The following is a 25,224-nucleotide window of genomic DNA, read 5'->3' as shown; positions in this document are numbered from 1 at the left end:
CGCCCCGACCCGCCCCCGGCCCGCCTCGATCAGCCCCGGACCCGTAACTCCGAGCGCGCCGGGGCGCGTACCCCGTACACTCCGCCCATGATCTCCGGACCCCACTGACCGACCCGCCGTCCGCGCCGCGCCGCGGGCCACGGTCGCTCATGTTCACGCCGACTCCGGAGAACTCCCATGTCCCGCCCCGCCAGGGGCAGTGAGTCCTATCGCGCTGTCCTCGCACTGCCGCACGCCCGCCTGCTCTTCGCCACCGCCACCCTCGCCCGGCTGTCGTACGGCCTGCTCTCGCTGCCGCTGCTGCTCGCCGTACGCGACGGGACCGGCTCCTACGCCGTCGCCGGCACCGCGGCCGGCCTGTTCGGGCTGACCGCCGCGGTCCTCGGGCCGTACCGGTCCCGGCTGGTCGAACGCCGCCGCACCGCGCTGCCCGTCCTGACCGCCCTCTACGGCACCCTGCTGGGCTGCCTCGCCGCCGGGTCCGCGGCCGGCATGAGCGCCTGGCTCGCCGTGACCCTCGCGGTGCTCGCCGGGGTCTTCCCGCCACCGGTCGGGCCGCTGATGCGGACCCGCTGGGGCCGGCTGGCCCGCGACGAGGCCCAGCGGCAGTCCGCGCTGAGCCTGGACGCGGTCACCGAGTCCAGCGTGTTCGCCGTCGGCCCGGTCCTCGGCGGCCTGCTGATCGCCGCCTCCTCCGCGTCACTGGCGCTCGCGGGCGCCACCGCCCTCGCCGTCGCCGGTTTCGCCGCCTTCGCCGCGGTCCTCGGCGCGACCGCCCCCGAGACGGCAGCCAAGACCGTGCCCGCGCCGGCCCCGACAGGCGTACGGGCCCGGCTCGGACCGCCGGCCGGCGCGGGATTCGTCCCGCTGCTGGTGGCGGTCCTCGGCAGCGGCTGCGCCCTGGCGCTCGCCGAGGTCGGTGTCGTCGCCGCCCGTGGCGCGGCCGTCGCCGGTCCGCTGATGGCGTTGTGCGCGGTCGGCGGCGCCGCCAGCGGCCTCGCGTACGGCCGCGTCCAGTGGCGCATGGCCCCGCACCGCCGCCTGCTGACCCTGGGCGCGCTCGCCGCCGCCTGCTACGCGCTGCCCGCGGCCGCCTCCGCGCTGCCCGCCGTCGCCATCGGCCTGCTGCTGGCAGGCGCCTGCTCCGACACCCTCCAGATCACCGCCTACCTCCAGGTCGACCTGCTGATAGCCGCCGGCTCGCGCACCGAGGCGAGCGCCTGGATCAACACAGCCAACAACTTCGGCAGCGCGCTCGGCTCCGCCGCGGCGGGCCTGCTCGTCTCCCGCTACGGCCCGGCCCCCGTCTTCGCCGCCGCGACAGCCGTACCGGCGGCGACGACCGCCCTCGCAGCCCTCCTCCGCACCCGCCGGGCCGCCGCCACCGCGACCGCCTGACCCCGTGTCCGAAGAGGCCGGCGTACCCGAGGGGGCCGGCGGAAAAGGAGAGAGCCGGTCCTGTCCGCAGTTTCCGCGGACAGGACGGCTCTCACGCTCGTGGAGCTACGGGGAATTGAACCCCGGACCTCTTGCATGCCATGCAAGCGCTCTACCAACTGAGCTACAGCCCCGCTACGGTGCCGGGATGCCCGGCGACCTGGGGTTACTTTACACGCTGGACGGGCAGCGGCCGCAAATCGATTCCGGGCCCGGGTGGCGGGGTGCGGAGGCGGCACGGGCGGGATCGCGGGCGGCGGCGGAGTTCATGAAGTGTCAACAAACGGGGGACACTTGGCGGGTTACGGTGGCAGCGGCTGAGTGGACGAGAGAGGTGGAGACCGCTGTGACCACCGCGTTCGACCCGATAGACCTGGGCGGGAACCGGTTGCGGAACCGGATCGTGATGGCGCCGATGACGCGCAGCCGGGCGTACGGCCCCGGTCTGAGCCCGACCGCGAGCACCGCGCGGTACTACGCGCAGCGCGCGTCGGCCGGACTGATCATCACCGAGGGCACGCAGCCGTCGGTGGTGGGGCAGGGCTATCCGGACACGCCCGGGCTGCACAGCGCGGAGCAGCTGGCCCGGTGGCGGCAGGTGACCGACGCGGTGCACGCGGCCGGCGGGCGGATCTTCGCGCAGCTGATGCACACCGGCCGGATCGGCCACCGCTCGCTGCTGCCCGACGGGGTGCGGCCGGTGAGCGCGTCGGCGGTGCGGCCCAGGGGCAGCGTCTACACCGCCGAGGGGCCGCAGGAGTTCGAGGAGCCGGAGGAGCTGTCGGAGGAGGGCATCCTGCGGACCGTCGAGGACCACGCGGCCGCCGCACGCAACGCGGTCGCCGCCGGTTTCGACGGGGTCGAGGTGCACGCCGCCAACGGCTACCTGGCCCACCAGTTCCTGGCGCCGAACGCCAACCTTCGCACCGACGCCTGGGGCGGCTCCCCCGAGCGCCGGGCCCGATTCGCCGCCGAGGTGGTCACCGCGGTGGCGGGCGCGATCGGCGCGGAGCGCACCGGGCTGCGGATCTCGCCCGGCAACCCGCTGGGCGACATCGACGAGCCCGACCCGGAGCCGGCGTACACGGCGCTGCTGCGCGCCCTGGAACCGGTCGGCCCGGGGTATCTGCACATCGTGGAGACCGGCGAGCGGTCGCTGACCCTGGAGCTGCGCAAGCGCTTCTCCGGCGCGCTGATCCTCAACGCCCGGACGCAGGGCCGCCCTTCGGGCCCCGAGGAGCTGGCCCTGGTCGAGGACGGCACCGCCGACATGATCTCCTACGGCGCGCTCTTCCTCGCCAACCCCGACCTGCCGGAACGGCTGCGCGCGGGCGGCCCGTACAACGCCCCGCAGCGGGCGACCTACTACGGCGGCGACGACCGCGGCTACACCGACTACCCGGTGCTGGGCGCCCCCGCGTGACGTGCCGGGCGCCCGCGGGACACCCGGCACTCCAGGGTCAGGCCGTACGGCGCCGCCCCAGCGCCACCGCCGTGCCCGCCACGCACACCGCGGTCAGCGCCACGGCGGTGACAGCGAAGGCGTGGGCCGAGGGGTGGGCGCCCGGCAGGTCGAGCCGGTTGAGGTAGAGCGTGCCGAGGGCGGCCACCCCGAACAGCTGGCCGAGCTGGGTCACGGTGGCCAGCAGCCCGCTGGCGTCGGCCGCGTCCTGCGGGGCGACCGTGAACAGCGCCAGGGTGAACGTCGGGCTGAACCCCAGGCCGAGGCCGCCACCGAGGGTCAGCAGGCAGACGTACAGCGCGGCGCCGCCGTCCCCGCCGCCGCGCAGCGCCAGGCCGAGGCCGGCGAAGGAGGCGGCCGCGACCAGCAGGCCCGCGGCCGCCAGCCAGGGCCGCCAGGCCACCGGCAGCCGGCGCCAGTTGAGGCCGACGCCGCCGAAACTGACCGCCGCGACGGCGAAGGTCAGACCGGTGCGCAGCGCGCTGAAACCGAGGCCGGACTGCAGGTGCAGGGCCACCGCGAAGAGGAAGCCCGCGTTGACCGCCATCGTCGTCATGATCACGACGACCGCGCGCAGCATGCCGGGTGCCCGCAGTACCCGAGCCGACACCAGCGGTGCGCCACCGCGCCGGGCCAGCCTGGACTCCAGCAACATGAACAGGCCGAACAGCAGCACGCTGAGCCCCAGGCAGATCCAGCCCCACAGCGGCCAGCCCTCCTCCTGGCCAAGCACCAGCGGCACGGTGAGCAGCGTGACCGCCGCGGCAAGCACCGTCAGGCCCGGCAGGTCCAGGCCGCGCCGCCGCTCGGAGCCGCGCCGCGCGTCGCGCGGCAGGACGCGCGGGGAGACCACCAGCATCACCGCGCCGATCGGCACGTTGACCAGGAAGACCGGCCGCCACCCGGCGCCGAACAGGTCGGCGCTGACCAGCACACCGCCCAGCGACTGGCCGAGCGCGGCGCCAGAGGACAGCACGGCGGCGTAGACGCTCATCGCCCGGTTCCTGGCCTCACCGGTGAAGGTGAGCTGCAGCAGGCTGAGCACCTGCGGGATCATCAGCGCGGAGCCGGCGCCCTGGACGAAGCGGAAGCCGATCAGCTCGCCGGTGTTCCCGGCGAGGCCGCAGGCGAGCGACGCGAGCGTGAAGACCGCCAGTCCGGTGACGAACATCCGCCGGTGCCCCAGCAGGTCGCCGAGCCGCGCCCCGGTGATCAGCAGAACCGCGTAGGCGATGGTGTAGCCGGCGATGACCAGTTGCAGCGACGCCCCTGAGGCGTGCAGGTCGGTACGGATGGTCGGGGCGGCGACGTTGACGATGAAGACGTCGAGCAGGGCCATGAACTGGCCGACGAGGATGGTGGCCAGCAGCAGGCCGGGGCGCGGCCCGGCTCTGCCGGGCTTCGTGGCGCCGGGATCGGCGACGCCGCCGGAGAGCGCGGCGGCGTCGGGGAGGGCGGCAGGCGCGGTCGCGCCGTTCATCACGGGTTGTGTCATACGTCGAGCCTGAACGCACGGCGGTACCGGTAACGAGAGCCCGGGGATCCTGGTACTGCCAGCACCTGGCAGGGGCGCCGGGCATTGGGGAGTATGGGCGTATGCCCTCGTCACCGGCATCACCCCCTCCGCTGGCCACCCCCGCCGACCCCGCGGCGCGGGCCGGTGCCGCGCGCCGGAACGGAGCCGCGCGGCGCACCGAGCTGGCCGCGTTCCTGCGCAGCCGCCGGGCCAGGATCACCCCGGAGGACGTCGGCATGCCGCCGGGGCTGCGGCGGCGTACGCCGGGGCTGCGGCGCGAGGAGGTCGCGCAGCTCGCCGGGGTCGGGGTGACCTGGTACACCTGGCTCGAACAGGGTCGGCCGATCAACGCGAGCGTCCAGGTGCTCGACGCGGTGGCCCGGGTGCTGCAGCTCGACGTCACCGAGCGCGAGCACCTCTACCGGCTGGCCGGCATCCCGTTCGTGAGCGAGCCGGACTCCGACGCGGAGATCGTCGGCGTGGAGTCGCAGGGCATCCTGGACGCGCTGGACCCGCTGCCGGCCGCGATCTACAACTCCCGCTACGACGTGCGCGCCACGAACGCCGCCTACCGCGCGCTGTGGCCGATGACCTCGATCGTGGCCCGCTGGGAGCGCAACGTGCTCTACAAGCTCTTCACGGTGCCCCAGTGCTGCATGAACTTCGTCAACAGCGCGGAGGAGCTGCCGTGGATGGTGGCCCAGCTGCGCAGGAATTACGGCCGGCACGTCGGCGAGCCCGCGTGGGAGTCGTTCGTCGCGCTGCTGGTCGAGGAGAGCCCGACCTTCGCCCAGCTGTGGGCGAGCGGCAACGTGGCGGCGCCGGGCAAGCGGGTCAAGAGCTTCACGCACGAGGGGATCGGCGTGATCAAGCTGACGTCGACGTCGCTGAGCATCGACGGCATGGCCGAGCACCGCTTCGTGATCTACACCCCGGTCACCGAGCACGACCGGCTGGGGATCGAGCAGCTCCGGCGGATCGACGATCCGGTCGTCGGGTGCAGCCTGCACGGCCGCCCGCTGTCGGCGGTCATCGCGGAACGTGCGGCGGCCGCCGCCCCGGCCTGCGGGCACCCGGCCTGACCGGGCCCGCCCTCCCGGGGGCCCTCCCTGGGGGGTGCGGGTGGCGCAGCCCCCGCCACGCGAGGCGGAGCCGAGCAGAAACGACAAGGACGAAGTGGCTCGCGCTTTCCGCGAGCACACTCCGCCTTCGACTTTGTGGAGCTACGGGGAATTGAACCCCGGACCTCTTGCATGCCATGCAAGCGCTCTACCAACTGAGCTACAGCCCCGCGTCGGTCCGGGTCTCCCCTGACGACGTGAAGAAGCATAGCCGGTGGGTGGACCGGAAACGAAATCGGCTAGGCGTCGTCGCCGAGCACCGGCTCGGGCAGGGTGCCGGCGTTGTGCTCGGTCAGCCGCCAGCCCCGCGCGCCCTCGCCGAGCACCGACCAGCAGCAGTTCGACAGGCCGCCCAGCGACTCCCAGGTGAGCGGGTCGAGGCCGAGCAGCCGGCCGATGGTCGTGCGGATCGTGCCGCCGTGGCTGACCACGACCAGCACGCCGCCGTCCGCGAGCTCGTCCGCCGCGGCCAGCACCACGGGCGCGGCCCGGTCGGCGACCTCGGTCTCCAGCTCGCCGCCGCCCCTGCGCACCGGCTCGCCGCGCTTCCACGCGGCGTACTGCTCGCCGTACGACGCCAGGATCTCCTCGTGGGTCAGCCCCTGCCAGCGCCCGGCGTACGTCTCCTGCAGGCCCTTGTCGTACGTGACGGGCAGCCCGGTGAGCGCGGCGAGCTCCGCCGCGGTGGCGGCGGCCCGGCTCAGGTCGGAGGACACGATCGCGTCGGGCGCGAGGGCGGCCAGCAGCCGGGCGGAGCGGCGGGCCTGCGCGACACCGGTCTCGGTCAGCTCGATGTCGGTGTTGCCCTGGAAGCGCTGCTCCAGATTCCACGCGGTCTGGCCGTGCCGCCACAGCACGATGCGGCGGCCCCTGGTGCTCTGACCGTTTTCCTGCCCGTTCAGCTGAACTCCCCGTCCTCGTCCGCGGCGGCCGCGGCCGCGGCATGCTCCTTGCCCTTGCCCCGGGTGGCGACCGCGTCCTCGGGCAGTGCGATCTCGGGGCAGTCCTTCCACAGCCGCTCCAGAGCGTAGAAGACCCGCTCCTCTGAGTGCTGCACGTGCACGACGATGTCGATGTAGTCGAGCAGTACCCAGCGGCCGTCCCGCTCGCCCTCGCGGCGGACCGGCTTGACGTCCAGCTGCTTGAGCAGCGTCTCCTCGATCGCGTCGACGATCGCCTTGACCTGCCGGTCGTTCGGCGCGGAGGCGACCAGGAAGGCGTCGGTGATGGACAGCACGTCGCTGACGTCGTAGGCGATGATGTCGTGCGCGAGCTTGTCGGCGGCCGCCTGTGCGGCGGTGCGGGTCAGCTCGATGGAACGGTCAGTGGCGGTCACAGAAACAGCTTTCCGGTCGGGGGCTGGTCTGCCTCAAGGGTCTCACGACCCTCCGACAGCCCCCGACCGGTTTTCGATCAACACTCCGCGGTCACCGCACCGTCACTGCACCGGCGGCTTGTAGTCCTTGCCGAGCGTCACGCTGATGTCGGCGTTGGACGGCACCTTGCCCTTCTTGACCGCGGTCGGCGGCAGGCCGAGCGTGGCGGCGACGTCCTTGGCCGCGGTGAGCCGCGCGGTGTCGGCGTAGAGCACCTCGGACCGCGCCGCGGCCGCGCCGGTCTTGCCCCCGGTGACAAAGGTGTAGGTGCCGCCGTTGACGATCGCGGCCTGCGCCAGCGAGGCCGCCTTGGTGTTCCCGCTGTCGTTGTTGATCATGACGCGGGGCTGGGTGGTGCCCTCGGACTGCTTGACGGTGCCGCCGAGCACGTCCTTGACCAGCGAGTCGGTGTCCGCGCTGAGCGTGCCGTCCTTCTGGACCGGCAGCAGCGTGGTGGTGTAGGCGCCGGTCTTGGCCAGGTTCGCCAGCTGGGCCAGCGACGCGCCGAGCTGGGTGTCGGTGAGCGACGGGTCGAGGATCTGGCTGAGGGACTGGACGGTCCTGGTCGCGCCCGTGGCGTCGCTCGGCATCTTCTTGAGCACCGCCTGCATGACCTGGCCGAAGCGGCTGAGCTGCTTGGTCTGCGGTTCGCCCGCGGCGCGGTAGGTGGCGTAGGCGACGGCCGCCTGGCCGTTCAGCTCCTGCTCCTTGCCCTGCTGGACCAGCGTCTTGCCGCTGTCCTTGCCGGTGCCCTTCACCGCAGTGTCGGTGTCGACGTAGACGTTGCCGAGCGCGTCGACCAGCAGCTCCAGATACGGGCTGTCCAGCCGCCAGCTGCCCTTGATGTCGGCGCCGAGCAGGTCGTTCAGCGAGTCGCGGGTCGGGCCGACGCCGTCGCCGACCGAGGTGTCCAGCGGGGCCGCGGTGCCGTCGTCCGAGGTCAACGACAGGGTGTTCGGCAGCAGGACGGTGGTGCCGCGGCCCTTGGTGCTGTTGTCCACCAGCAGGGCGGTGTCGCTCGGGCCGCCGTTGACCGGGATCAGGTGCACGACGATGACGTCGCGCTTCTGCGGCCCGCCCGCCGCGGCCTGGGCGGCCTTGCTCTTGCCGACGCCGGGCAGCTTGCCCGCGTGCCACAGGTAGCCGGCGCCGCCGAGCATCGCGAGCACCAGCAGCACGATCAGGCCCGTGGTGCGGTTGCGCCCGCGCCGCTTGGCCTCCTCGCGGCGCTCGGTGCGCGACTCGGAGAACTTCAGCCAGTCGATGACTTCCTCGGACTGCTCCGACTCCTCGTCGACGAAGGCGAACATCTCGGTCTGGTAGCCGGCCCGGCCGCCCCCGCCGCCCTCTTTCGCCGCACTGACGGCCGCGGCCGGCTCCTCGGTCTGCGCGGGCATCTGGCCGGTGTCGTACACGGCGTGCTGGCCGGTGTCGTACGCGGGCTGCTGGCCGGTGTCGTACGCCGGCTGCTGGCCGGTGTCGTAGACCGGCTGCTGCCGGCCCGTCTCGTAGACCGCGTGCTGCCCGGTCTCGTACGCGGGCTGTTGGCCGGTGTCGTACGCCGGCTGCTGCCCGGTGTCGTAGACCGGCTGCTGCTGACCCGTGTCGTATCCGCCCGGCCGGCCGGTGTCGTAGCCGTGGCCCCGGCCCTGGTCGTACGCCTGCGGTGCCTGATGCTGCTCGTAGTACGGCTGCTGGGGCTGCTGCGGGATCCAGCCCTGCTGCTGGCCGGGCGGCGGCGGGGCCTGCTGGTCGCCGTAGCCCTGGTACGGGTCCTGGTAACCGGGCTGCTGGGGCACCTGGGGGGCCTGCGGCGCCTGCTGCTGCCGGGGGTTGCCGTACTGGTCGTAACCGTAGGACTGCTGCTGGTAATAGGGGTCCTGCGGGTAAGGGTCCCTCTCGTCGTCGGGACCGCCCTCGGCATATTGCCAACGGGGGTTTGCGTCGTTCACGAGGAACCCCTTCACCTGCTTCGTTTCGCGGCGCCTGCTACCCGGTAGCGTCCCGGTAGAGCGCGCGCTTGTCGATGTAGCGCACCACGCCGTCCGGAACCAAGTACCAGACCGGATCCCCCTTGGCCACCCGCTGACGGCAGTCCGTCGAGGAGATCGCCAGTGCCGGGACCTCCACGAGCGACACGCCGCCCTCGGGGAGGCCCGGGTCCGACAGCGTATGCCCCGGACGGGTGACCCCGATGAAATGTGCGAGGGAGAACAGCTCCCCGGCGTCCCGCCAGGAGAAGATCTGCGAGAGGGCGTCCGCGCCGGTGATGAAGAACAGCTCGGCCGCCGGGTGCTCGGCCCGCAGATCGCGCAGCGTGTCGATGGTATAGGTCTTGCCCGCGCGGTCGATGTCGCTGCGGCTGACCGAGAAGGTCGGATTGGACGCGGTGGCGATCACCGTCATCAGATACCGGTCCTCGGCCGGCGACACCTGCCGGTCGGTCTTCTGCCAGGGCTGCCCGGTCGGCACGAAGACCACCTCGTCGAGGTGGAAGAGGCTCGCCACCTCGCTCGCGGCCACCAGGTGCCCGTGGTGGATGGGGTCGAACGTCCCGCCCATCACCCCGATGCGGTGCTTGCTGTCGGGCATGGCGACGGTCAGTCCCGGTTGAAGCGGGTGACCAGCCACAGCAGGAGCAGCAGCGCGCCCAGCGCCCCGAAGCCGGTCAGGTACGGGCTGAGGCTGGGGTGGTTGCCGCCGTTGTCCTCGGCGAGGGTGGTCAGGGCGGAGACTGCGAGGGGCGACATGATCAGCGGGACCCTTTGCGAAGTCGGGGACGGGCGGGAAGACTCTGCGCACATCGTACGGGCGGCCCTGCGGGAACTTCGCGCAGGCTCTGCGCGTCCTGACTATGTACCGGTGGGCTACCAGGGGGTTGGGCCAGTATGTCCGAGTCGAACGGACCGAACGACGATCGTGTGAGCACCGAGAAGCTGCCGGGACGCTCCCGCAAGAGGTTCCCTGACATCTCCTCACGCGCCTATGAGCACCCCGCCGACAGGTCCGCGCTGGTGGCGCTGCGCAAGCTCACCGGCTTCGACACGGTCTTCAAGGCGCTCAGCGGGCTACTGCCCGAGCGCAGCCTGCGGCTGCTGTTCCTGTCGGACTCGGTCCGGGTCAGCGACGAGCAGTTCGCGCATCTCAACGCGATGCTGCGGGACGCCTGTTACATCCTGGACCTGGAGAAGGTCCCGTCGATGTACGTGACGATGGACCCGCAGCCCAATGCCATGTGCATCGGCATGGACGCGCCGGTCATCGTGGTCACCACCGGCCTGGTCGAGCTGCTGGACGAGGAGGAGATGCGCGCGGTCGTAGGCCACGAGGTCGGGCACGCGCTCTCCGGGCACTCGGTCTACCGGACGATACTGCTCTTCCTCACCACGCTGGCGCTGCGCGTGGCCTGGATACCGCTGGGCAATCTGGCGATCCTGGCGATCATCACCGCGCTGCGCGAGTGGTTCCGCAAGTCGGAGCTGTCCGCCGACCGGGCCGGGCTGCTGGTCGGCCAGGACCTGCAGGCGTCGATGCGCGGCCTGATGAAGATCGCCGGCGGCAACCACCTGCACGAGATGAACGTGGACGCCTTCCTCAAGCAGGCCGACGAGTACGAGGCGGCCGGCGACCTGCGCGACTCGGTGCTCAAGATCCTCAACGTGCTGCCGCGCAGCCACCCGTTCACCACCGTCCGGGCGGCCGAGCTGCGCCGCTGGGCGGCCACCCGGGAGTATCAGCGGCTGATGGACGGGCACTACCCGCGGCGCACCACCGACAAGGACGCCTCGGTCTCCGACGCCTTCCGGGATTCCGCCAACCACTACGCCGACACGGTGAAGAAGAGCAAGGACCCGCTGATGGGCCTGATCCGCGACATCACCAATGGCGCGGGGGACGTCGGCGGCAAGCTCAGGGACCGCTTCACAGGAGCCGGGACGTCGCAGGCGACCGCGGAGCGGCCTGCGGGCTCAGCAGCGGACTCCGAGTCGACGCCGGACGACGAGCAGCCGGAGGGCCCGCTGCCGTAGCCGTCGGTCCGCTGACGGCGGGTCCTGTGACGGTGGGCCCGCTGGTCGTCGGCCCGCTGGTCGTCGGCGCCGCCTCCGGTCTGCCGGTCGCGCCGGTGAGGGGCGCGCAGACGGCGCCCGGCGGGCGGCCGTGGTCGTACGGGTCGGCGCCGCTGACCGTGTCGGGTGAGGCGTGGCCGGCCAGTATCGGCCGGAAGTAGCTCTGCACCTCGGCCGAGCAGGCCAGCGGTCCGGCCACGATGTCGGCCTGCACCACCTCGATGTGGTGCCGCCGCAGCTCCTCGTGGTCGAAGTGGAAACGCAGTTTCCGCCGCACGGTGAACAGCGACACCGACCTGGTGGTGTCCGACGAGCCGCGGATGGCGTAGACGTAGGTGTGGTCGGCGACGATCTCCAGCCGGTTGTCGCCGGTCTCCGACGCCGTCCAGTCGCCGCTCACCCGGATGCCCTGGTCCTCGCCGACCAGCTCGACCCGTACCGCGGGGTCGGGGTCGAAGCGCACCAGCCAGCCGGTGACCTCGCGGGTGCCGTCGGCGGCCGGGGCGACGAGGCTGTTCTTGAACTGCTCGACCTGGCTCGGGTCCAGCAGGTCGAGCACCGGGCGCACATCGCCGCCGGCCACGGTCTGCGGGTCGAGCGCGGAGTCGAAGAGGAAGGCCGCGGCGGTGTCGTAGCCGGCCTCGACCTCACTCTCGGCGTATCCGCCGACCCGGTGGATCGTCTTCGGCACCTTGAGGCCCGCAAGGCCGCTGCCGAAGCCGGCGGCGGCGGTGCCGGCGAAGGGCGCGGTCGGCGAGACGGCGGGCACGACGCCGTCCGGCACCAGCGGGACCACCGAGACGTGCAACTGCTCGCCGGCGGCGGCGTCGCGGGCCTTGTAGGGGTGCCGCACCCCCATGTAGATCGCGAAGCCGAAGGCCAGCACGATGACCAGGATCAGCGCGACCGCCTGGCGGGCCAGGCCGCGCGGCAGCACGTGGCGGATCCTGACCGGATGGGCGGCGTCGTCCTGCCGCTCACGCGCGGAATACTCCTGGATCCGGGCAGCTCTGACGAACGATTCGTCGAAGACGACGGATCGGTACTCCTCCTCGCCGCCTCCTGAGGCGCCCTCGGGCGTGCCCTCAGGAGGGTCTCCAGCCCCGCTCATATCACAAGGTTAAGTCTGCGGGCGCGGGAATAAACTCCCCGGTGCCGGTCGAGTTGACACGGGATCAGGGCACCGGGGTGCTGGCGACCGGTGGCAGCGTCTGCCTGCCGACCGGGCTGCCGCTGGACGGCGGGGGATCCGCGGGCTGCCGGGTGCCGCCGCCCGCGCCGCGGTAGACCGCCGCGAAGGTGAGGGCGACCACTCCGATGCCCATGACCACGGCGAGTGCCCAGGCCACCGGACGATGCCAGCGGGTGCTGCTGCCGCGGTAAGGGTGCCCGGCGGCATACAGCGGGTCGGTGTCGGGGAAGTCGGCGCCGTCACCCGGTTCGGGGATGGCCGAGCGCGGGTTTCTCCGCCGCCCGGGCCAGCCGGGCGGTAGCGCGGGACCTTCGGCGACGGCCAGCATCCGTTCCCGGGCCGTGGGCTCGTGGAACAGAGCAGACCGTACGAATTCTTCGTCGAGGACTACGGAGGCGAATTCGTCATCGTCCGGCATCCGTCCAGAGTAATCCGGAAGTTGGCCCTTTGGGCAGGGGAATCCCGTTCCGCTGTGAGCCCGCTGTGCACCCGAATGGCGCAACGCCACAGGGGGCCCGCCCGCCGCAGGTCAGCGGATATGTCCGTCGCCGGTGACGATGTACTTGGTGGACGTCAGCTCGGGCAGCCCCATGGGGCCGCGGGCGTGCAGCTTCTGGGTGGAGATACCGATCTCCGCGCCGAAACCGAACTGGCCGCCGTCGGTGAAGCGGGTCGAGGCGTTCACCATCACCGCGGCCGCGTCGACCAGCTGGGTGAACCGGCGGGCGGCGGGCTGCGAGCCGGTCACGATCGCCTCGGTGTGGCCGGAGGACCACAGCCGGATGTGCGCGACCGCCGCCTCCAGCGAGTCCACCACCCCGGCGGCGATGTCGTAGGACAGATACTCGGTCTCCCAGTCCTCCGCGGTCGCCGCCACCACCGTGGCGGTGCACGGGTCGCCGGCCAGCGCCTCGGCCGCGGCCACCACCTGCTGGTCGCCGTGCACGGTGACCCCGGCGGCGCCCAGCGCCGCCAGGGCGCGGGGCAGGAAGCGGTCGGCGATGTCGCGGTGCACCAGCAGCGTCTCGGCGGCGTTGCAGACGCTGGGCCGCTGGGCCTTGGAATTGACCAGGATCTCCACGGCCATGTCGAGGTCGGCCTCGGCGTCGACGTAGACGTGGCAGTTGCCGGTGCCGGTCTCGATCACCGGGACGGTGGAGCCCTCCACCACGGTACGGATCAGCGAGGCGCCGCCGCGCGGGATCAGCACGTCGACCATGCCGCGGGCGCGCATCAGCTCGGTGACCGACTCCCGGCTCTCCCCCGGGACGAGCTGCACGGCGTCGGCGGGCAGCCCCGCGCCGCCGATCGCGTCCCGCAGCACGACGGCCAGCGCGGTGTTGGAGGAGTACGCGGACGACGAGCCGCGCAGCAGGACGGCGTTGCCCGACTTCAGGCACAGCGCGGCGGCGTCCACGGTGACATTGGGCCTGGCCTCGTAGATGATGCCGACCACGCCCAGCGGCACCCGGACCTGGCGCAGGTCGAGGCCGTTGGGCAGGGTGGAGCCGCGCAGCACCTCGCCGACCGGGTCGGGCAGTCCCGCGACGTGCCGCACGTCGGCGGCGATGGCCGCGATCCGCTCACGGGTGAGAGTGAGCCGGTCGATGACGGCCGGGCTGGTGCCCGCCTCCCGCGCGCGGGCCACGTCCTCGGCGTTCGCCGCGACGATCTCCTGCGTGCGCACGATCAGGGCGTCGGCGATGGCCAGCAGCGCGTCGTCCTTCACGGCCCGCGGCAGCGGGGCCAGGTCCGCCGCGGCGGCTTTGGCGCGATAGGCCGCGAGCATCACGGGGGACTTGGGGAGCGGCGAGAGCAGGTCCATGCGTGCAGGGTACTGAACCGGGCCCCGCCCGGGCTTTCCAGGGCGCCGCGGCACTCAGAACGGGTGGACGCCCACCGGTATCGCCGGCGCCGGCCCGTAGCCCTCGGCGAGCCTCTGGTGATAGGTCTCCCGGTCCACCACCTCCAGGCCCACCGTCTCCCAGGGCGGCAGCCCCGCCGTGGAGCGGTGCTCGCCCCACAGCCGCAGCGCGATGGCGGCGGCGTCGTGCACGTCCCTGGCCTCCTCCCAGTAGCGGATCTCCGCATGGTCGGGGGCGTAGCGGCTGGTCAGCAGAAAGGGGTGGTCGTTCGCGAGCTGTTCCAGGCCGCGCCGCAGCTCGGGCAGCGGGGTGAGCGGCCCGGCGACGCTGAGCGTGACATGCCACAGCCGGGCCGGGGTGCGGTCCTGCGGGCGCGCCTGGTGCGGCACGACCGCGGTCTCCGGGTCCGCGCGGTCGACGCTGACCAGCGGGCGCTCCGACGAAGTCCTGGTCAATGGCCCTGGGCGCCCTCGTGTCACCGGCGGCCTCCCTGTGGGTCGCGTTCGCTGCCGCTCGCACCGCCCGCACCGGTGGGCGCGGAGGGGACGGCGGCAGGGACGTACCTGCGCATCGCATCCTCATCAAAGTTGACCAGGCTCCGGCAGGCGGCGGGGGCGTTTTCCGCAAGAAGCCCCCGACGAGGTCAGCCCGGCAGCCCGTGCCGCCGCAGCAGGACCAGGTCGTCGCGGTGCACGACCTCCCGCTCGTAGGCGGGTCCGAGCTCCGCCGCCAGGTCGCGGGTGGAGCGGCCGAGCAGCCTGGGCAGCTCACGCGCATCGTAGTTGACCAGCCCGCGGGCCACCGCGGTGCCCGACTCGTCCACCAGGTCGACCGGGTCGCCCGCGGCGAAGTCGCCCTCCACGCCGGTGAGCCCGGCCGGCAGCAGCGAGCTGTGCCGCTCGGTGACCGCCCGGACCGCGCCGGCGTCCAGCCGCAGGGCGCCGCGCGGGGTGGAGGCGTGCGCGAGCCACAGCAGCCGGTCGGCGGAGCGCTTGCCGGTGCGGTGGAAGTGGGTGCCGGTGGGGCGGCCGGCCAGCGCGTCGGCGGCGTGCACCGCGGAGGTCAGCACCACCGGCACGCCCGCGCCGGTGGCGATGGCGGCGGCCTCGACCTTCGTCACCATCCCGCCGGTGCCGACGCCGGCCCGGCCCGTGCTGCCGATGGAGACGCCCGCCAGGTCCCCGGGCCCGGTGACCTCGGCGATCAGCCGGGTGCCCGGGGTGCGCGGGTCGCCGTCGTAGAGGCCGTCGACGTCGGAGAGCAGCACCAGCAGGTCGGCGCGCACCAGGTGGGCGACCAGCGCGGCCAGCCGGTCGTTGTCGCCGAAGCGGATCTCGTCGGTGGCCACGGTGTCGTTCTCGTTGACGACCGGCAGCGCGCCCATCGCCAGCAGCTGGTCCAGGGTGCGGTAGGCGTTGCGGTAGTGGGCGCGCCGGCTGACGTCGTCTGAGGTGAGCAGCACCTGGCCGACGCGGATGCCGTAGCGGGCGAAGGAGGCGGTGTAGCGGGCCATCAGCAGGCCCTGCCCGACGCTGGCCGCGGCCTGCTGCCTGGCCAGGTCCCGCGGCCTGCGGCGCAGCCCGAGCGGGGCGAGTCCGGCGGCGATGGCGCCGGAGGAGACCAGCACGATCTCCCGGTCGCCGCGCGCCTTGGCCAGCACGTCGACCAGGGCGTCCACCCGGTCGGCGTCCAGGCCGCCGGCCGCCGTGGTCAACGACGAGGAGCCGACCTTGACCACGACTCTGCGGGCCTCCACCACGTCCTGCCGTGCCGGCGTCGTCACGTCCGTCCGTCCGTCCCTCGTGTCGGGTGCGCCGACTGCCCTTTGGCAACGGGCAAATTGACGGGATGTGAACCGATGGGGCCCGCGCCGCCGGCAATCGTCCAGGTCATGACGGAAGTCTAACGAGAGACCCGATATCTCAGGGGCACGGTGTCACCCCCCGGGGATACACTCCGACCACCCGAACCGGACGAGTCTTCGAATCCGTACTGGTTCAGGGATTCATCGCTTGAGATCCCATGGGGGGATTTGTGTCCGAAACACAGCCGGTACGGCCCAAGGGCCGCCGTCGCCTTGTCGCGGCGTGCACAGCCGGCATCCTGTCCCTCGGCGCTTTCGCGCTGGGGACCGGTGCCCAGGCCGCGGAGCCGGGCGCCCACCCGAGCGCCAAGCGGCCGACCGCCTCCAGCGGTCAACTGCCCCACCTGGTCGCGCCGAAGACGGCCAGGATCAAGAGGTCCACGCTGTCGTCCCGCGTGGCCAAGGTGGCCACCGCGGCACCGCAGCGGTACGACATCGACGGTGACGGCGTCACCGACCAGCTCGAAAGGGACGGCGCCGGCAACTGGTTCAACTCGCTGGCCGACCAGGACGAACCGCTGGGCGCGGGCAGCGAGAAGTTCGTGGACACCCTCACGCCGGGCGACCTGGACGGCTCGACGGGACCCGAGGTCCTCGCCACGACGTCCACCGGCGCGCTGGAGATGTTCACGCCGGGGAACTTCCCCAACTACGCCTCGTGGACCGGCACGGGCTGGAACGTCTACAACAAGCTCGTCGCGGTCGACGACGTCACCGGTGACGGCAGGGCCGACATCATCGCCCGGACCTTCGACGGGCAGCTCTACCTGTACGAGGGCACCGGCAACGGTTCCGCGCCGTTCAAGCCGAGGGTCCTCATCGGTGGCGGCTGGGGCGCGTACGACCAGCTGACCAGCCCCGGCGACGTCGACGGTGACGGCATCAGCGACCTGGTCGCCCGCGACAGCTCCGGCACGCTCTACCTCTACAAGGGCACCGGCGACGCCACCCGGCCGTACGCGGCCAAGGTCACCGTCGGCAGCGGGTGGAACGCGTACAACCAGATCATCGGCTTCGGCAACGAGCCCGACGGTCTGGCGGTCCTGTGGGCGCGCAGCACCAGCGGCACGATCTACGCGTACCGCCCCGACGGCTCTGGCCTGTTCGCGCCGCGGATCACCGGCGGCACCGGGTGGCAGACCCTGGACCTGATCGCCGGCATGGGCGGCAACCCGTCCTGGGGCAAGAAGGAGCTGCTCGGGGAGACCTCGAACGGCACCATCTACTGGTACGGGGCCAACAACGCGGGCGGTTTCGGCCCCCGTGAGGCCCTCAGCGAGGACGGCGGCTGGGAGGGCGACTTCGACCTGACCTTCGCCGACGCCCTGACCAACACCGGCGAGCCGGACTTCCTGGACCGCTGGGAGGGCGACCTCTACAACGTCTTCGACGGCTACACCCGCATCTCCGGCGGGTGGAGCAGCTACAACCTGCTCATCGGCCCCGGTGACCTCAGCGGCGACGGCAAGGGCGACCTGCTGGGCCGGGACACCTCCGGCAACCTGTACCTCTTCCGGGGTACGGGCACCGGCCTCGGACTGGCCGGCCGCCAGCTCATCGGTGGCGGCTGGGGCGCGTACAACGCCATCGTCGGCTCCGGCGACTTCAGCGGCGACGGCCGGGCGGACATCGTGGCCAGGGCCGGCGACGGCACGCTGTATCTGTACAAGGGCACGGGCAACGCCTCGGCGCCGTTCGCGGCCAAGGTCAAGATCGGCACCGGCTGGAGCCAGTACACCCAGCTCGCCTCGCCCGGCGACATGGACGGCGACGGCCGCTCCGACCTGCTCGCGGTGAACTCCGCGGGCACCGCCTACCGCTACAGCGGTTACGGGACGGGCCAGTTCAGGGCCCGCGCGACCGTGGGCGGCGGCTGGAACACCTACAAGAAGCTCTTCTGAGTCCTCGATCCCGCAGACGACGGCGCCCGCACCTGACCGGTGCGGGCGCCGTCGTCCGTGCCGCGGTCAGCTCGGGTGCCGCAGCTGCCAGCCCGCCCAGGCCGAGCTGACCATCTCGCGGATGTCGTGGGTGGCAGACCAGCCCAGTTCCTTGCTGATCGCCTCGGCCGACGCCACCACCCTCGCGGGGTCTCCTGGACGTCGCGCTACCACCTGCGCGGCCGGCCCGGCGTGGCCCGAGATCTCCTGGATGACGCGCACCATCTCGGCGACCGAGACGCCCTCACCGCGGCCGATGTTCAGCACCAGATGCGCCGCCTGGTCCTCGGTGAGCCGGCGGGCGGCGGCGACATGCGCCGACGCGATGTCCTGGACGTGCACGAAATCGCGGATGCAGGTGCCGTCGGGCGTCGGGTAGTCGTCACCGAAGACCAGCGGGGGCAGGCCCTGCGAGAGCCGGTCGAAGACCATCGGCACCAGGTTGGTGACCCCCGGGTCGCCCAGTTCCGGAGCGGCGGCGCCGGCGACGTTGAAGTAGCGCATCGAGGCGGTGGCGATCCCGTGCGCCCGGCCGACCGCGGAGACCAGCCACTCCCCGGCGAGTTTCGTCTCGCCGTAGGGGTTCATCGGCTCGCACGGGGTCTGCTCGGTGACCAGGTCCACGTCGGGCATGCCGTAGACGGCCGCGGACGAGGAGAAGACGAAGCTCCGCACCTGCGCCTCGACGGCCGCCTCCAGGACGGTCCGCAGTCCCTCGACGTTCTCCCGGTAGTACCAGAGCGGGCGGTCGACGGACTCCCCGACCTGCTTCTTCGCCGCGATGTGCACGATGCCCCGCACGTCGTGCTCGCGCAGCGCCCGGTCGAGCACCTCCCGGTCCAGGACGCTGCCGCGCACCAGCGGCACACCGGCCGGCAGCCGCTCCGGGTCACCGGTGCTCAGGTCGTCGAGCACGACGACCCGCTGCCCGTCGGCGACGAGCGCCCTGAGGACATGTGAACCGATGTAGCCCGCACCGCCGGTGATCATCCAGGTCATGGCGGAAGTCTAACGACCGGGCCCGTTCACCCGGGGGCTGGGTCCTGGCCCCCCGGGATTCACCCCGTGCACCCGATACGGGCGTCCGGGGCGGTCCGTGCCGCTTCGTGGGCTCACCGCCGGGGAGCCCGGGACGAGGGCGTGCCCGGCCATGCCGACCGGGCCGCCGTCCAGTCCGAAGGACACCAGCAGCGGATGGTCGGTGTCCGGGCCGAGCAGCGCGGGCCTGCCGACCGCGAAGACGGTGGCCGCCGCTGCCGCCGCCGGGCCGGTCGCGCCGCCGTGGACGGCGGCGTCGACCGTGACCGCCCATCCCGAGCGGGCCGCCGGTTCGACGACCCGGCCGTCCCGCACCACCCGGGCGTCGCCGGAGGCGGCCCGCACGGCGAGCACCGCCTCCCGCCCCGCCGCCGCGGGCGGGCCGGCCGGCAGCGAGACCGGGCCGAATCCGCAGCCGTTCAGCTGCCCCGCCGGTGTCCAGCGGTCCCGGCCGCCGGCCGTGCTGAGCCGCTCCACCACCAGTTCCGCGGTGTCCGGCAGCCGGTAGGCGAGCAGCAGCGAACCGTCCGCCGCGGTGGCCGCGTCCGGGGCCTCGGCGGGCGCCGCGACGGCCCTCAGCGGCCGGTGGTGGAAGTCGCCGCCGGGTGAGGTCTGCGCCCACTCGTGGACCGCGCCACGGCCGGCCGCGAAGACATGGATCCGGCCCTCCGCGTCGAGCGCGGCCGCCAGCCCCTCCTGGACCTGGCCGCCGGCCAGGCCGCGCCAGGCGGACCACTTCCCCGCGCTGTCGCGGACCCGGGTGCTCAGGCCCTTGGCCGCGTTGCGTACGAAGAGGTGCAGCCGGCCGTCCCCGCCCAGCAGCGCGGTGGGCGGACCCACCCGCCGGCCACGGACCGGGTCCGGCTCCGGGTTGCCGAGGCCCCGCCAGACCGGCGCCGTCACCGGACCCGGGCCGACGCCTTCCAGCAGCACGATCTCCCTGGTGTTGCCCTGCTTGGCCCCCTCCAGGCCGGAGAAGCGCAGGGCGAAGACCAGGTCACGCCCGTCGGCCCCGGTGACCACGCTGAGCGCGGGAGCCAGCGGCCCGCCGCCCAGGTCCTCGGGGGCGCTCCAGGCCCCGCCGCCTGCCGGGTTGCCGGTCCAGCGGACCGCCCGGGTGCTGAGCACCCCGTAGACGGTGGTCCTGCCGTCCCCGGTCCGCACCGGCCGGGGGCCCGAGGTGGGGTAGCGGTAGTGGGTGCTGCGCACCCATCCCCTCGGGGAGCGCAGCACCGCGCCCTGACCGACGGCGTAGTCCCCGCAGCCCTGCGGGTCGCCGCAGTGCCACGCGGGGTCGCCGCCGTAGGTGTCGAGCAGCGCGGCCTTCGTGCGGACGGCGTCCTGCGGCAGATTGTGCGGCCACCGCTGGTTGTAGTAGCCGCGGTAGACGTCGGTGAGGAAGGCCGGTGCCCCGCCGTCGGCCGCGGCCGCGTCCACCCATTGCGCGATGGCGCGCCAGGTGAAGAGGGCGACCGCGGTGTGGTCGGGGTGGTCGGAGAATCCGCGCTGGTCGCTGCCGCGCGGGGTGCGGGCGTCGTGCACCTGGACGTCGGGGTCCGGGTCGAGGGTGCGGACGAGGGTCGGACGGTAGGTGGCGAGAATCCGCACCAGGCTGTCGATCAGCGACTGCCGCCGGTAGGTGCGCGCGGTGCGCACCGCCGAGCCTGGCACCACCACCGTGGAGGCCTCCGCGCCGGGGAACGCCCACAGACCCGCCATGCCGACCATGCCGTGCCGTGTCCTGCTGTGCATGTCGAGGTTGAGGAAGACCAGTTCGGCGCGCCTGCGGCCGTGGTCGAGCGAGTGGACCTCGGCCTGGCCGCCGCCCGGCAGGTCGAGCACGGTCCGCCGCCATGAGGTGAAGACCGGGGCGCCGAGCATCCGCGCGTACGCCTGGCGCAGGCCCTGCTGCCGCGCCGAGACGTACCCGGGCACGTCGTGCCGCGCCTTGGGGCCGCCGACCGGCTGGTTCACGCCGAACGAGCCGCCCCCGGTGACGTACACCGACACGATCGGCACCTCGCGCTCGATGCCGGCGACCGTGTCGGGGTTCATGAAGTACAGGTCGTCGTCGGGGTGCGCGAGCACCTGCATCACCAGCGGCCGGTCCTGCGAGCTGAAGGAGACCTGGGACGACATCGGCAGCGGCCTGGCGGGGACGCCGTCACCCGCCGCGGCCGGGTGCGACCCGCTCGTGCAGCCCCCCAGCGTGACCCCGGACAGCACGCCGGCCACCGCACCCACGGCCGCCCGGCGCGTCGGACCGCCCGCCCCCGGGCCCTGCAAGCGATTCAACGTTCGTGCTCCGTTCACCCGTTGTGCGATCATTCCGAGCGCCCCGGTTCACAAGAGCGACCGGTCGCGGTGCGGGTTTCGGCAGAACCGGTGATCCCCGTCACATAATGGATTGGCCCGCAGGTGAATTGCCGTGAACGGTAATTGCAACATTCGGCCAACTTGCTGATCTTTGGCATCCTTGACACGATGCGCTGGCCGACGGACCAGAACGGGAGACACGTGTGCCGTGAGTGAATCGCTCCTGCCCTACGCGGTGGGCGCGGCAAAGCGCGCCCGCACCATGGCGGTACGGGTCCGCCGCAAGGTCGAGCGGATGAACACCGTGCCCGCGCTCGGTACCGGCGTGCGACCGCGGCCGGTTGTCGCACCGGTCCATCTGTCCGTGCTCGGCGGTCGCACCCTCAATGTCGCCGTTCCGGTGTCCCGGAATTCCGCCGACCCCGCCGCCGCCCGCCTGGAACTGATCCACGGCAGCCGCCGGGTCAGCGTCGACCTCGACGTGGAGACGGGTCCCGGCAGCTCCGGACTGCTCACCGCGACGGTGCCGCTGCGCTACGCCGAGGGCGAGGACGACACCTCGCGCGGGCTGCTGCTCAGCTCGGGCGTGTGGCGCTTCAGCGTCGTCGTCACCGACAACGGCGGCCGCGAGACCCGGGCCGACCTGTCCGCGCCGGCCTTCGCCGCGGTGGACGGCCCGATGCTGCCGACCTCGCCGTCGGAGTCCAGCGGCGCCGTCTTCCGGGCGGTGCGCTCGGTGGACGGCCGCGCGATGCTCAAGGTCTCCGCCCCGGCCCACCAGGCGGACCTCTCCGGCTTCGACCTGCGCTGGGACCGGGTGACCGTACGCGGCCGGCTGCTGGCCGCGCGCCACCCGCTGGAGAGCTACACCGCCGAGGTCGTCAGGCGCGGCTCCAACAAGTCCGTTCCCGTCCCGCTGAGCTGGGACGGCGACAACTTCACCTTCGACCTGCCGCTGCGCACCATGACCGGCAACGCGGGCGTCCAGCGCACCTGGGACGTCCAGCTGCGCGCCGGCCGCACCAAGTTGAAGGTCGCCAAGCGGCTGACCCAGGTGCGCCACCCCAAGCAGGTGTTCAGAACGCCCTTCCGCGTCATATCGCTGGAAGACGGCTCCCTGACGCGTGTGCACGCCTACCTGACGCCTGCCGGAGCCCTTGCGGTGGCCTGCGCGGCTATCGGAACCAACGAGGACGCATGAAGATCACATTTCTGCTCACCTGGGGCGACGAGATGGGCGGCACCGAGATGGCCGCCTACACCCAGGCGATCCATCTGTCCCCCCGGCACGACGTCGAGGTGCTGAGCGTCTTCAAGACCCGGCGGGAGCCGTTCTTCGCCGCGGCCCAGCAGATAAAGCGGCGCTACCTGGTGGACAGGACCGGCCCCTACGGGCGCCCGGTGCGCCGTAGCACGCTGGACGAGAAGGCGTGCAGGACGCTGGAGTCGCTGCCCAGCGAGCTGATCAAGCCGGTCTGGGAGAACACCTTCGACCAGCTCTCCGACGTCGAGATGACCGCCGCGCTGTCGACGCTCGACTGCGACGTGCTGGTCACCACCACCCCGGCTCTGATGGCCGCCGCCGCGGAACTCGCCCCGGCCCGGGTGGTGACCGTGCACGAGGAGCACCGCGCCTCCCAGCTGCGCGGCGTCTCCGGTGAGCCGCTGCTCGTCTACGGCCCGCAGTTCGACGCGCTGGTCTCGCTCACCGAGCGCACCAACGACTGGTTCGCCGACTCCCTCGGCGAGGCCGCGCCCGAGCTGGTCACCATCCCCAACGCCGTGTCCGACGGCTACCGGCCCCGCTCCGACCTGCAGAACAAGGTCATCGTGCTGGCCGCGCGGATGACCCCGGAGAAGCAGCTCGACCACGCCATCCAGGCCTTCCACCGCATCTCGGGCGACTTCCCCGACTGGAAGCTGCGGATCTTCGGCGACGGCCCGCAGGAAGTGCGGCTGCGCCAGCTCGTCGAGGGGTTCGGCCTGCAGATGCGGGTCGAACTGGTGGGCCGCTCGCAGCAGATGGACGAGGAGTGGGCCAAGGCGGGGCTGTGCCTGCTGCCGTCGCGCAACGAGGCCTTCCCGCTGGTGCTGCTGGAGATGTTCGCCGCCGGTGTGCCGGTGGTGGCGTACGACATCGTCACCGGCCCGGCCGAGATCATCAGGCACGACGTGGACGGGCTGCTGGTGCCGCCCGGCGACATCGAGCTGCTGGCCGAGGCGATGGCCCGGCTGGTCGGCGACGAGGAGACCCGGCACGCCTTCGGCAAGGCCGCACGCGCGGGCGTCTACGAGCGCTTCAACGGCGAGCAGATCACCGCCCGCTGGGAGGAGCTGTTCGACCGGCTGCTGGCCGAACGCGACGACCCCAGGCGGCTGAGCCGGCGCGCCGACCGCACCGCCCTGCGGGTGGTGGCGGGCGGTACCCGCAACTTCACCGTGGCCGCGCCCGTCTCCCCGCTGGCGAACTCCGCCGACGAGCAGAAGGCCAGGGAGGTGATCATCCAGGCGCAGGACCGCACCCTGGTGCGCTCCGCGGGGCGGCTGGCCGAGGTCCGCGACGACATCAACGGGCCCGAGATGCTCAGGACCAACCTGGAGATCAGCGCCAAGGTCCTTGAGGACGCCGGGATCCCGTACATCCTGCTGCGGGCCGAGGGCGTGCAGTACCGGATCGCGGTGCCGGTCGAGGAGCGGTCGCGGGTGCTCGAGGCCATGTCCACCGCGCTGCACGGCAAGCCGGTCTACGCCGAACTGATCATCCCGCGCGGCGCCGTCCCCGGCGCGGTGCTGGCCGAACGGCTGCGGGACGTCGGCGAGATCGCCGGCCTGCGGATGTTCAAGCCGGTGACCACCGACAGCCGCACGCTGCGCTACGGGCCCGCGTACGGCTGCAGCGTGGAGTTCTGGGTCGTCGACGAGGAGGACGGCTGGCGTTCCACGCCGCGGGCCGCGACCCTGCTCGGCCGCCGGCTGCCGTCCCTGGAACCCACCGCGAAGCTGCGGATCGGCGACCGCGACTACCCGACGCTCGCGCAGTTCACCAAGCAGCTGATGTGGGACGTCGACTATCCGATCGACGTCGTCTACACCTGGGTGGACGGCAACGACCCCGCCTGGAACGCCCGGCGCAACGCGGTACGCCGCGAGCGCGGCATGGCCGTCGCGGAGAACTCCGACGCCGACAACGGCGACGTCAGGTTCCGCAACCGCGACGAACTGCGCTATTCACTGCGCTCGCTGGAGATGTACGCGCCCTGGGTGCGGAACATCTACCTGGTGACCGACGACCAGGTCCCGGACTGGCTCGACACCTCGTGCCCGGACGTCAAGGTGGTCAGCCACCGGGAGATCTTCGCGAACCAGGACGACCTGCCGACGTTCAACTCGCACTCCATCGAGAGCCAGATCCACCGGATCGAGGGGCTCTCGGAGCACTTCCTCTACCTCAACGACGACTTCTTCGTCGGCCGTCCGCTCTCGCCCGACCGCTTCTTCCTCAGCAACGGCATAGCGAAGTTCTTCAAGTCGCCGGTCGCCGTGCCGCCGAGCGAGCCGTCGGACGACGACGAGGGCTACTTCGCCGCGGCCAAGAACAACCGCAAGCTGCTGGAGGAGACCTTCGGGCGGACCTCCACCCAGAGCTTCCTGCACGCGCCGCACGCGCTGCGCCGCAGCGTGCTCGCGGAGATCGCCGAGAAGTACCCGCAGGAGGTGGCGAGGACGGCGGCCAACCCCTTCCGCGGCAACTCCGACATCTCCATCACCTCGTCGCTGCACCACCACTTCGGCTACCTCACCGGCCGCTCGGTGCCCGGCACGATCTCCTGCAGCTACGTCAACGCCGGTGACTACGACCACCACTCGGTGCTCGGCCGCCTGCTCGCGTCCCGCAACTACGACGTCTTCTGCATCGGGGAGTCGCCGGACGCCGAGGTGCCCGAGGAGGAGCAGGCGCGCGTGATGCACGCCTTCCTCAACGCCTACTTCCCGGTGAAGTCCCGCTTCGAGCGGGACTGACCACCCGGCC

The 25,224-nt window shown here is 72.5% G+C and carries 20 protein-coding genes and 2 tRNA genes; 7 read left to right on the top strand and 15 right to left on the bottom strand.

Translation table 11 applies throughout. The features are described from left to right. Nucleotides 1–177 precede the first annotated feature (177 nt). The gene (locus OG702_RS24910) at nucleotides 178–1,398 is read left to right on the top strand and encodes an MFS transporter (protein WP_327291156.1); all 1,221 of its coding nucleotides are present in this window, start codon (nucleotides 178–180) and stop codon (nucleotides 1,396–1,398) included. Nucleotides 1,399–1,498: 100 nt separating this feature from the next. Here the strand turns inward: OG702_RS24910 and OG702_RS24905 are convergent. After that, nucleotides 1,499–1,571: transfer RNA gene (locus OG702_RS24905), tRNA-Ala, on the bottom strand. Between the two features lie 212 nt (nucleotides 1,572–1,783). On the opposite strand from OG702_RS24905, the gene OG702_RS24900 reads away from it, so the two are divergent. After that, the gene (locus OG702_RS24900; RefSeq protein ID WP_327291155.1) at nucleotides 1,784–2,860 is read left to right on the top strand and encodes an alkene reductase; all 1,077 of its coding nucleotides are present in this window, start codon (nucleotides 1,784–1,786) and stop codon (nucleotides 2,858–2,860) included. 37 nt (nucleotides 2,861–2,897) lie between these two features. Here OG702_RS24900 and OG702_RS24895 read toward each other — a convergent pair whose 3' ends face one another. Then, nucleotides 2,898–4,394 carry an MFS transporter gene (locus OG702_RS24895; protein WP_442814524.1) on the bottom strand — a complete coding sequence of 499 codons (1,497 nt, stop codon included), beginning with the start codon at nucleotides 4,392–4,394 and terminating at the stop codon, nucleotides 2,898–2,900. 101 nt (nucleotides 4,395–4,495) lie between these two features. Between OG702_RS24895 and OG702_RS24890 the strand changes: the two genes are divergently transcribed. Continuing rightward, on the top strand, nucleotides 4,496–5,497 hold the full coding sequence (locus OG702_RS24890; RefSeq protein ID WP_327291154.1) for a helix-turn-helix transcriptional regulator: 1,002 nt from the start codon (nucleotides 4,496–4,498) through the stop codon (nucleotides 5,495–5,497). A gap of 136 nt (nucleotides 5,498–5,633) precedes the next feature. Here the strand turns inward: OG702_RS24890 and OG702_RS24885 are convergent. The 6 genes from OG702_RS24885 to OG702_RS24860 form a co-directional block, all read right to left on the bottom strand. After that, nucleotides 5,634–5,706, bottom strand: a tRNA-Ala gene (locus tag OG702_RS24885). Between the two features lie 69 nt (nucleotides 5,707–5,775). Next, nucleotides 5,776–6,438, bottom strand: a complete 663-nt coding sequence (locus OG702_RS24880; RefSeq protein WP_327293358.1) for a histidine phosphatase family protein — start codon at nucleotides 6,436–6,438, stop codon at nucleotides 5,776–5,778. Continuing rightward, nucleotides 6,435–6,872, bottom strand: a complete 438-nt coding sequence (gene rsfS, locus OG702_RS24875) for a ribosome silencing factor (RefSeq protein ID WP_327291153.1) — start codon at nucleotides 6,870–6,872, stop codon at nucleotides 6,435–6,437. The genes OG702_RS24880 and rsfS overlap by 4 nt, the downstream gene beginning before the upstream one ends. Nucleotides 6,873–6,974: 102 nt before the next feature. Beyond that, nucleotides 6,975–8,864 carry a LytR C-terminal domain-containing protein gene (locus OG702_RS24870; RefSeq protein ID WP_327291152.1) on the bottom strand — a complete coding sequence of 630 codons (1,890 nt, stop codon included), beginning with the start codon at nucleotides 8,862–8,864 and terminating at the stop codon, nucleotides 6,975–6,977. Nucleotides 8,865–8,901: 37 nt separating this feature from the next. Continuing rightward, nucleotides 8,902–9,504 carry a nicotinate-nucleotide adenylyltransferase gene (gene nadD, locus OG702_RS24865; protein WP_327291151.1) on the bottom strand — a complete coding sequence of 201 codons (603 nt, stop codon included), beginning with the start codon at nucleotides 9,502–9,504 and terminating at the stop codon, nucleotides 8,902–8,904. Between the two features lie 8 nt (nucleotides 9,505–9,512). Further along, on the bottom strand, nucleotides 9,513–9,662 hold the full coding sequence (locus tag OG702_RS24860) for a hypothetical protein (protein WP_033172885.1): 150 nt from the start codon (nucleotides 9,660–9,662) through the stop codon (nucleotides 9,513–9,515). A gap of 138 nt (nucleotides 9,663–9,800) precedes the next feature. Between OG702_RS24860 and OG702_RS24855 the strand changes: the two genes are divergently transcribed. Beyond that, nucleotides 9,801–10,940: a M48 family metallopeptidase gene (locus OG702_RS24855; RefSeq protein WP_327291150.1), complete on the top strand. Its 1,140-nt coding sequence runs from the start codon at nucleotides 9,801–9,803 to the stop codon at nucleotides 10,938–10,940. On the opposite strand, the gene OG702_RS24850 is transcribed toward OG702_RS24855, so the two are convergent. The 5 genes from OG702_RS24850 to proB all read right to left on the bottom strand — a co-directional run bounded on the left by OG702_RS24850 (nucleotide 10,834) and on the right by proB (nucleotide 15,795). After that, nucleotides 10,834–12,090, bottom strand: a complete 1,257-nt coding sequence (locus OG702_RS24850; RefSeq protein ID WP_327291149.1) for an SCO2583 family membrane protein — start codon at nucleotides 12,088–12,090, stop codon at nucleotides 10,834–10,836. The two genes, OG702_RS24855 and OG702_RS24850, sit on opposite strands and share 107 nt — an antisense overlap. Before the next feature lie 64 nt (nucleotides 12,091–12,154). Further along, entirely contained in the window at nucleotides 12,155–12,589 is a 435-nt protein-coding gene (locus tag OG702_RS24845) for an SCO2583/SCO2584 N-terminal domain-containing protein (protein ID WP_327291148.1), read from the bottom strand. A gap of 111 nt (nucleotides 12,590–12,700) precedes the next feature. After that, nucleotides 12,701–13,996, bottom strand: coding sequence for a glutamate-5-semialdehyde dehydrogenase (locus tag OG702_RS24840; RefSeq protein ID WP_327291147.1), 1,296 nt, complete (start codon nucleotides 13,994–13,996; stop codon nucleotides 12,701–12,703). Nucleotides 13,997–14,050: 54 nt separating this feature from the next. Continuing rightward, complete coding sequence (locus tag OG702_RS24835; RefSeq protein ID WP_327291146.1) at nucleotides 14,051–14,515, bottom strand: hypothetical protein; 465 nt, start codon at nucleotides 14,513–14,515, stop codon at nucleotides 14,051–14,053. 164 nt (nucleotides 14,516–14,679) lie between these two features. Continuing rightward, the gene (proB, locus tag OG702_RS24830; RefSeq protein WP_327293357.1) at nucleotides 14,680–15,795 is read right to left on the bottom strand and encodes a glutamate 5-kinase; all 1,116 of its coding nucleotides are present in this window, start codon (nucleotides 15,793–15,795) and stop codon (nucleotides 14,680–14,682) included. Nucleotides 15,796–16,070: 275 nt separating this feature from the next. Here proB and OG702_RS24825 point away from each other — a divergent pair, with 275 nt between their 5' ends. Continuing rightward, nucleotides 16,071–17,801 carry an FG-GAP repeat domain-containing protein gene (locus tag OG702_RS24825; RefSeq protein ID WP_327291145.1) on the top strand — a complete coding sequence of 577 codons (1,731 nt, stop codon included), beginning with the start codon at nucleotides 16,071–16,073 and terminating at the stop codon, nucleotides 17,799–17,801. 66 nt (nucleotides 17,802–17,867) lie between these two features. Here the strand turns inward: OG702_RS24825 and galE are convergent, their stop codons facing one another. Both galE and OG702_RS24815 read right to left on the bottom strand, forming a co-directional pair. Further along, nucleotides 17,868–18,839 (bottom strand): UDP-glucose 4-epimerase GalE, encoded by a 972-nt coding sequence (galE, locus tag OG702_RS24820; protein WP_327291144.1) that lies wholly within the window; start codon nucleotides 18,837–18,839, stop codon nucleotides 17,868–17,870. Between the two features lie 9 nt (nucleotides 18,840–18,848). Beyond that, nucleotides 18,849–21,173, bottom strand: a complete 2,325-nt coding sequence (locus OG702_RS24815) for a PIG-L family deacetylase (protein ID WP_327291143.1) — start codon at nucleotides 21,171–21,173, stop codon at nucleotides 18,849–18,851. Between the two features lie 229 nt (nucleotides 21,174–21,402). On the opposite strand from OG702_RS24815, the gene OG702_RS24810 reads away from it, so the two are divergent. Beyond that, nucleotides 21,403–22,395 carry a hypothetical protein gene (locus tag OG702_RS24810; protein WP_327291142.1) on the top strand — a complete coding sequence of 331 codons (993 nt, stop codon included), beginning with the start codon at nucleotides 21,403–21,405 and terminating at the stop codon, nucleotides 22,393–22,395. Beyond that, the gene (locus tag OG702_RS24805) at nucleotides 22,392–25,214 is read left to right on the top strand and encodes a stealth conserved region 3 domain-containing protein (RefSeq protein WP_327291141.1); all 2,823 of its coding nucleotides are present in this window, start codon (nucleotides 22,392–22,394) and stop codon (nucleotides 25,212–25,214) included. The genes OG702_RS24810 and OG702_RS24805 overlap by 4 nt, the downstream gene beginning before the upstream one ends. Nucleotides 25,215–25,224: the final 10 nt, after the last annotated feature.

The organism is Streptomyces sp. NBC_01198 (assembly GCF_036010485.1).
Classification (GTDB): domain Bacteria; phylum Actinomycetota; class Actinomycetes; order Streptomycetales; family Streptomycetaceae; genus Actinacidiphila.
The sequence above is the reverse complement of the archived record's forward strand: the minus strand, read 5'-3'. Positions and strand labels throughout refer to the sequence as shown.

What these genes read in the sequence shown, in the direction of transcription:
- OG702_RS24840 (WP_327291147.1), bottom strand. Translation starts at nt 13,996, where the DNA reads ATGGACCTGCTCTCGCCGCTCCCCAAGTCCCCCGTGATGCTCGCGGCC.
- galE (WP_327291144.1), bottom strand. Translation starts at nt 18,839, where the DNA reads ATGACCTGGATGATCACCGGCGGTGCGGGCTACATCGGTTCACATGTC.
- OG702_RS24850 (WP_327291149.1), bottom strand. Translation starts at nt 12,090, where the DNA reads ATGAGCGGGGCTGGAGACCCTCCTGAGGGCACGCCCGAGGGCGCCTCA.
- OG702_RS24845 (WP_327291148.1), bottom strand. Translation starts at nt 12,589, where the DNA reads ATGCCGGACGATGACGAATTCGCCTCCGTAGTCCTCGACGAAGAATTC.
- OG702_RS24860 (WP_033172885.1), bottom strand. Translation starts at nt 9,662, where the DNA reads ATGTCGCCCCTCGCAGTCTCCGCCCTGACCACCCTCGCCGAGGACAAC.
- OG702_RS24890 (WP_327291154.1), top strand. Translation starts at nt 4,496, where the DNA reads ATGCCCTCGTCACCGGCATCACCCCCTCCGCTGGCCACCCCCGCCGAC.
- OG702_RS24805 (WP_327291141.1), top strand. Translation starts at nt 22,392, where the DNA reads ATGAAGATCACATTTCTGCTCACCTGGGGCGACGAGATGGGCGGCACC.
- OG702_RS24855 (WP_327291150.1), top strand. Translation starts at nt 9,801, where the DNA reads ATGTCCGAGTCGAACGGACCGAACGACGATCGTGTGAGCACCGAGAAG.
- nadD (WP_327291151.1), bottom strand. Translation starts at nt 9,504, where the DNA reads ATGCCCGACAGCAAGCACCGCATCGGGGTGATGGGCGGGACGTTCGAC.
- OG702_RS24910 (WP_327291156.1), top strand. Translation starts at nt 178, where the DNA reads ATGTCCCGCCCCGCCAGGGGCAGTGAGTCCTATCGCGCTGTCCTCGCA.
- OG702_RS24895 (WP_442814524.1), bottom strand. Translation starts at nt 4,394, where the DNA reads ATGACACAACCCGTGATGAACGGCGCGACCGCGCCTGCCGCCCTCCCC.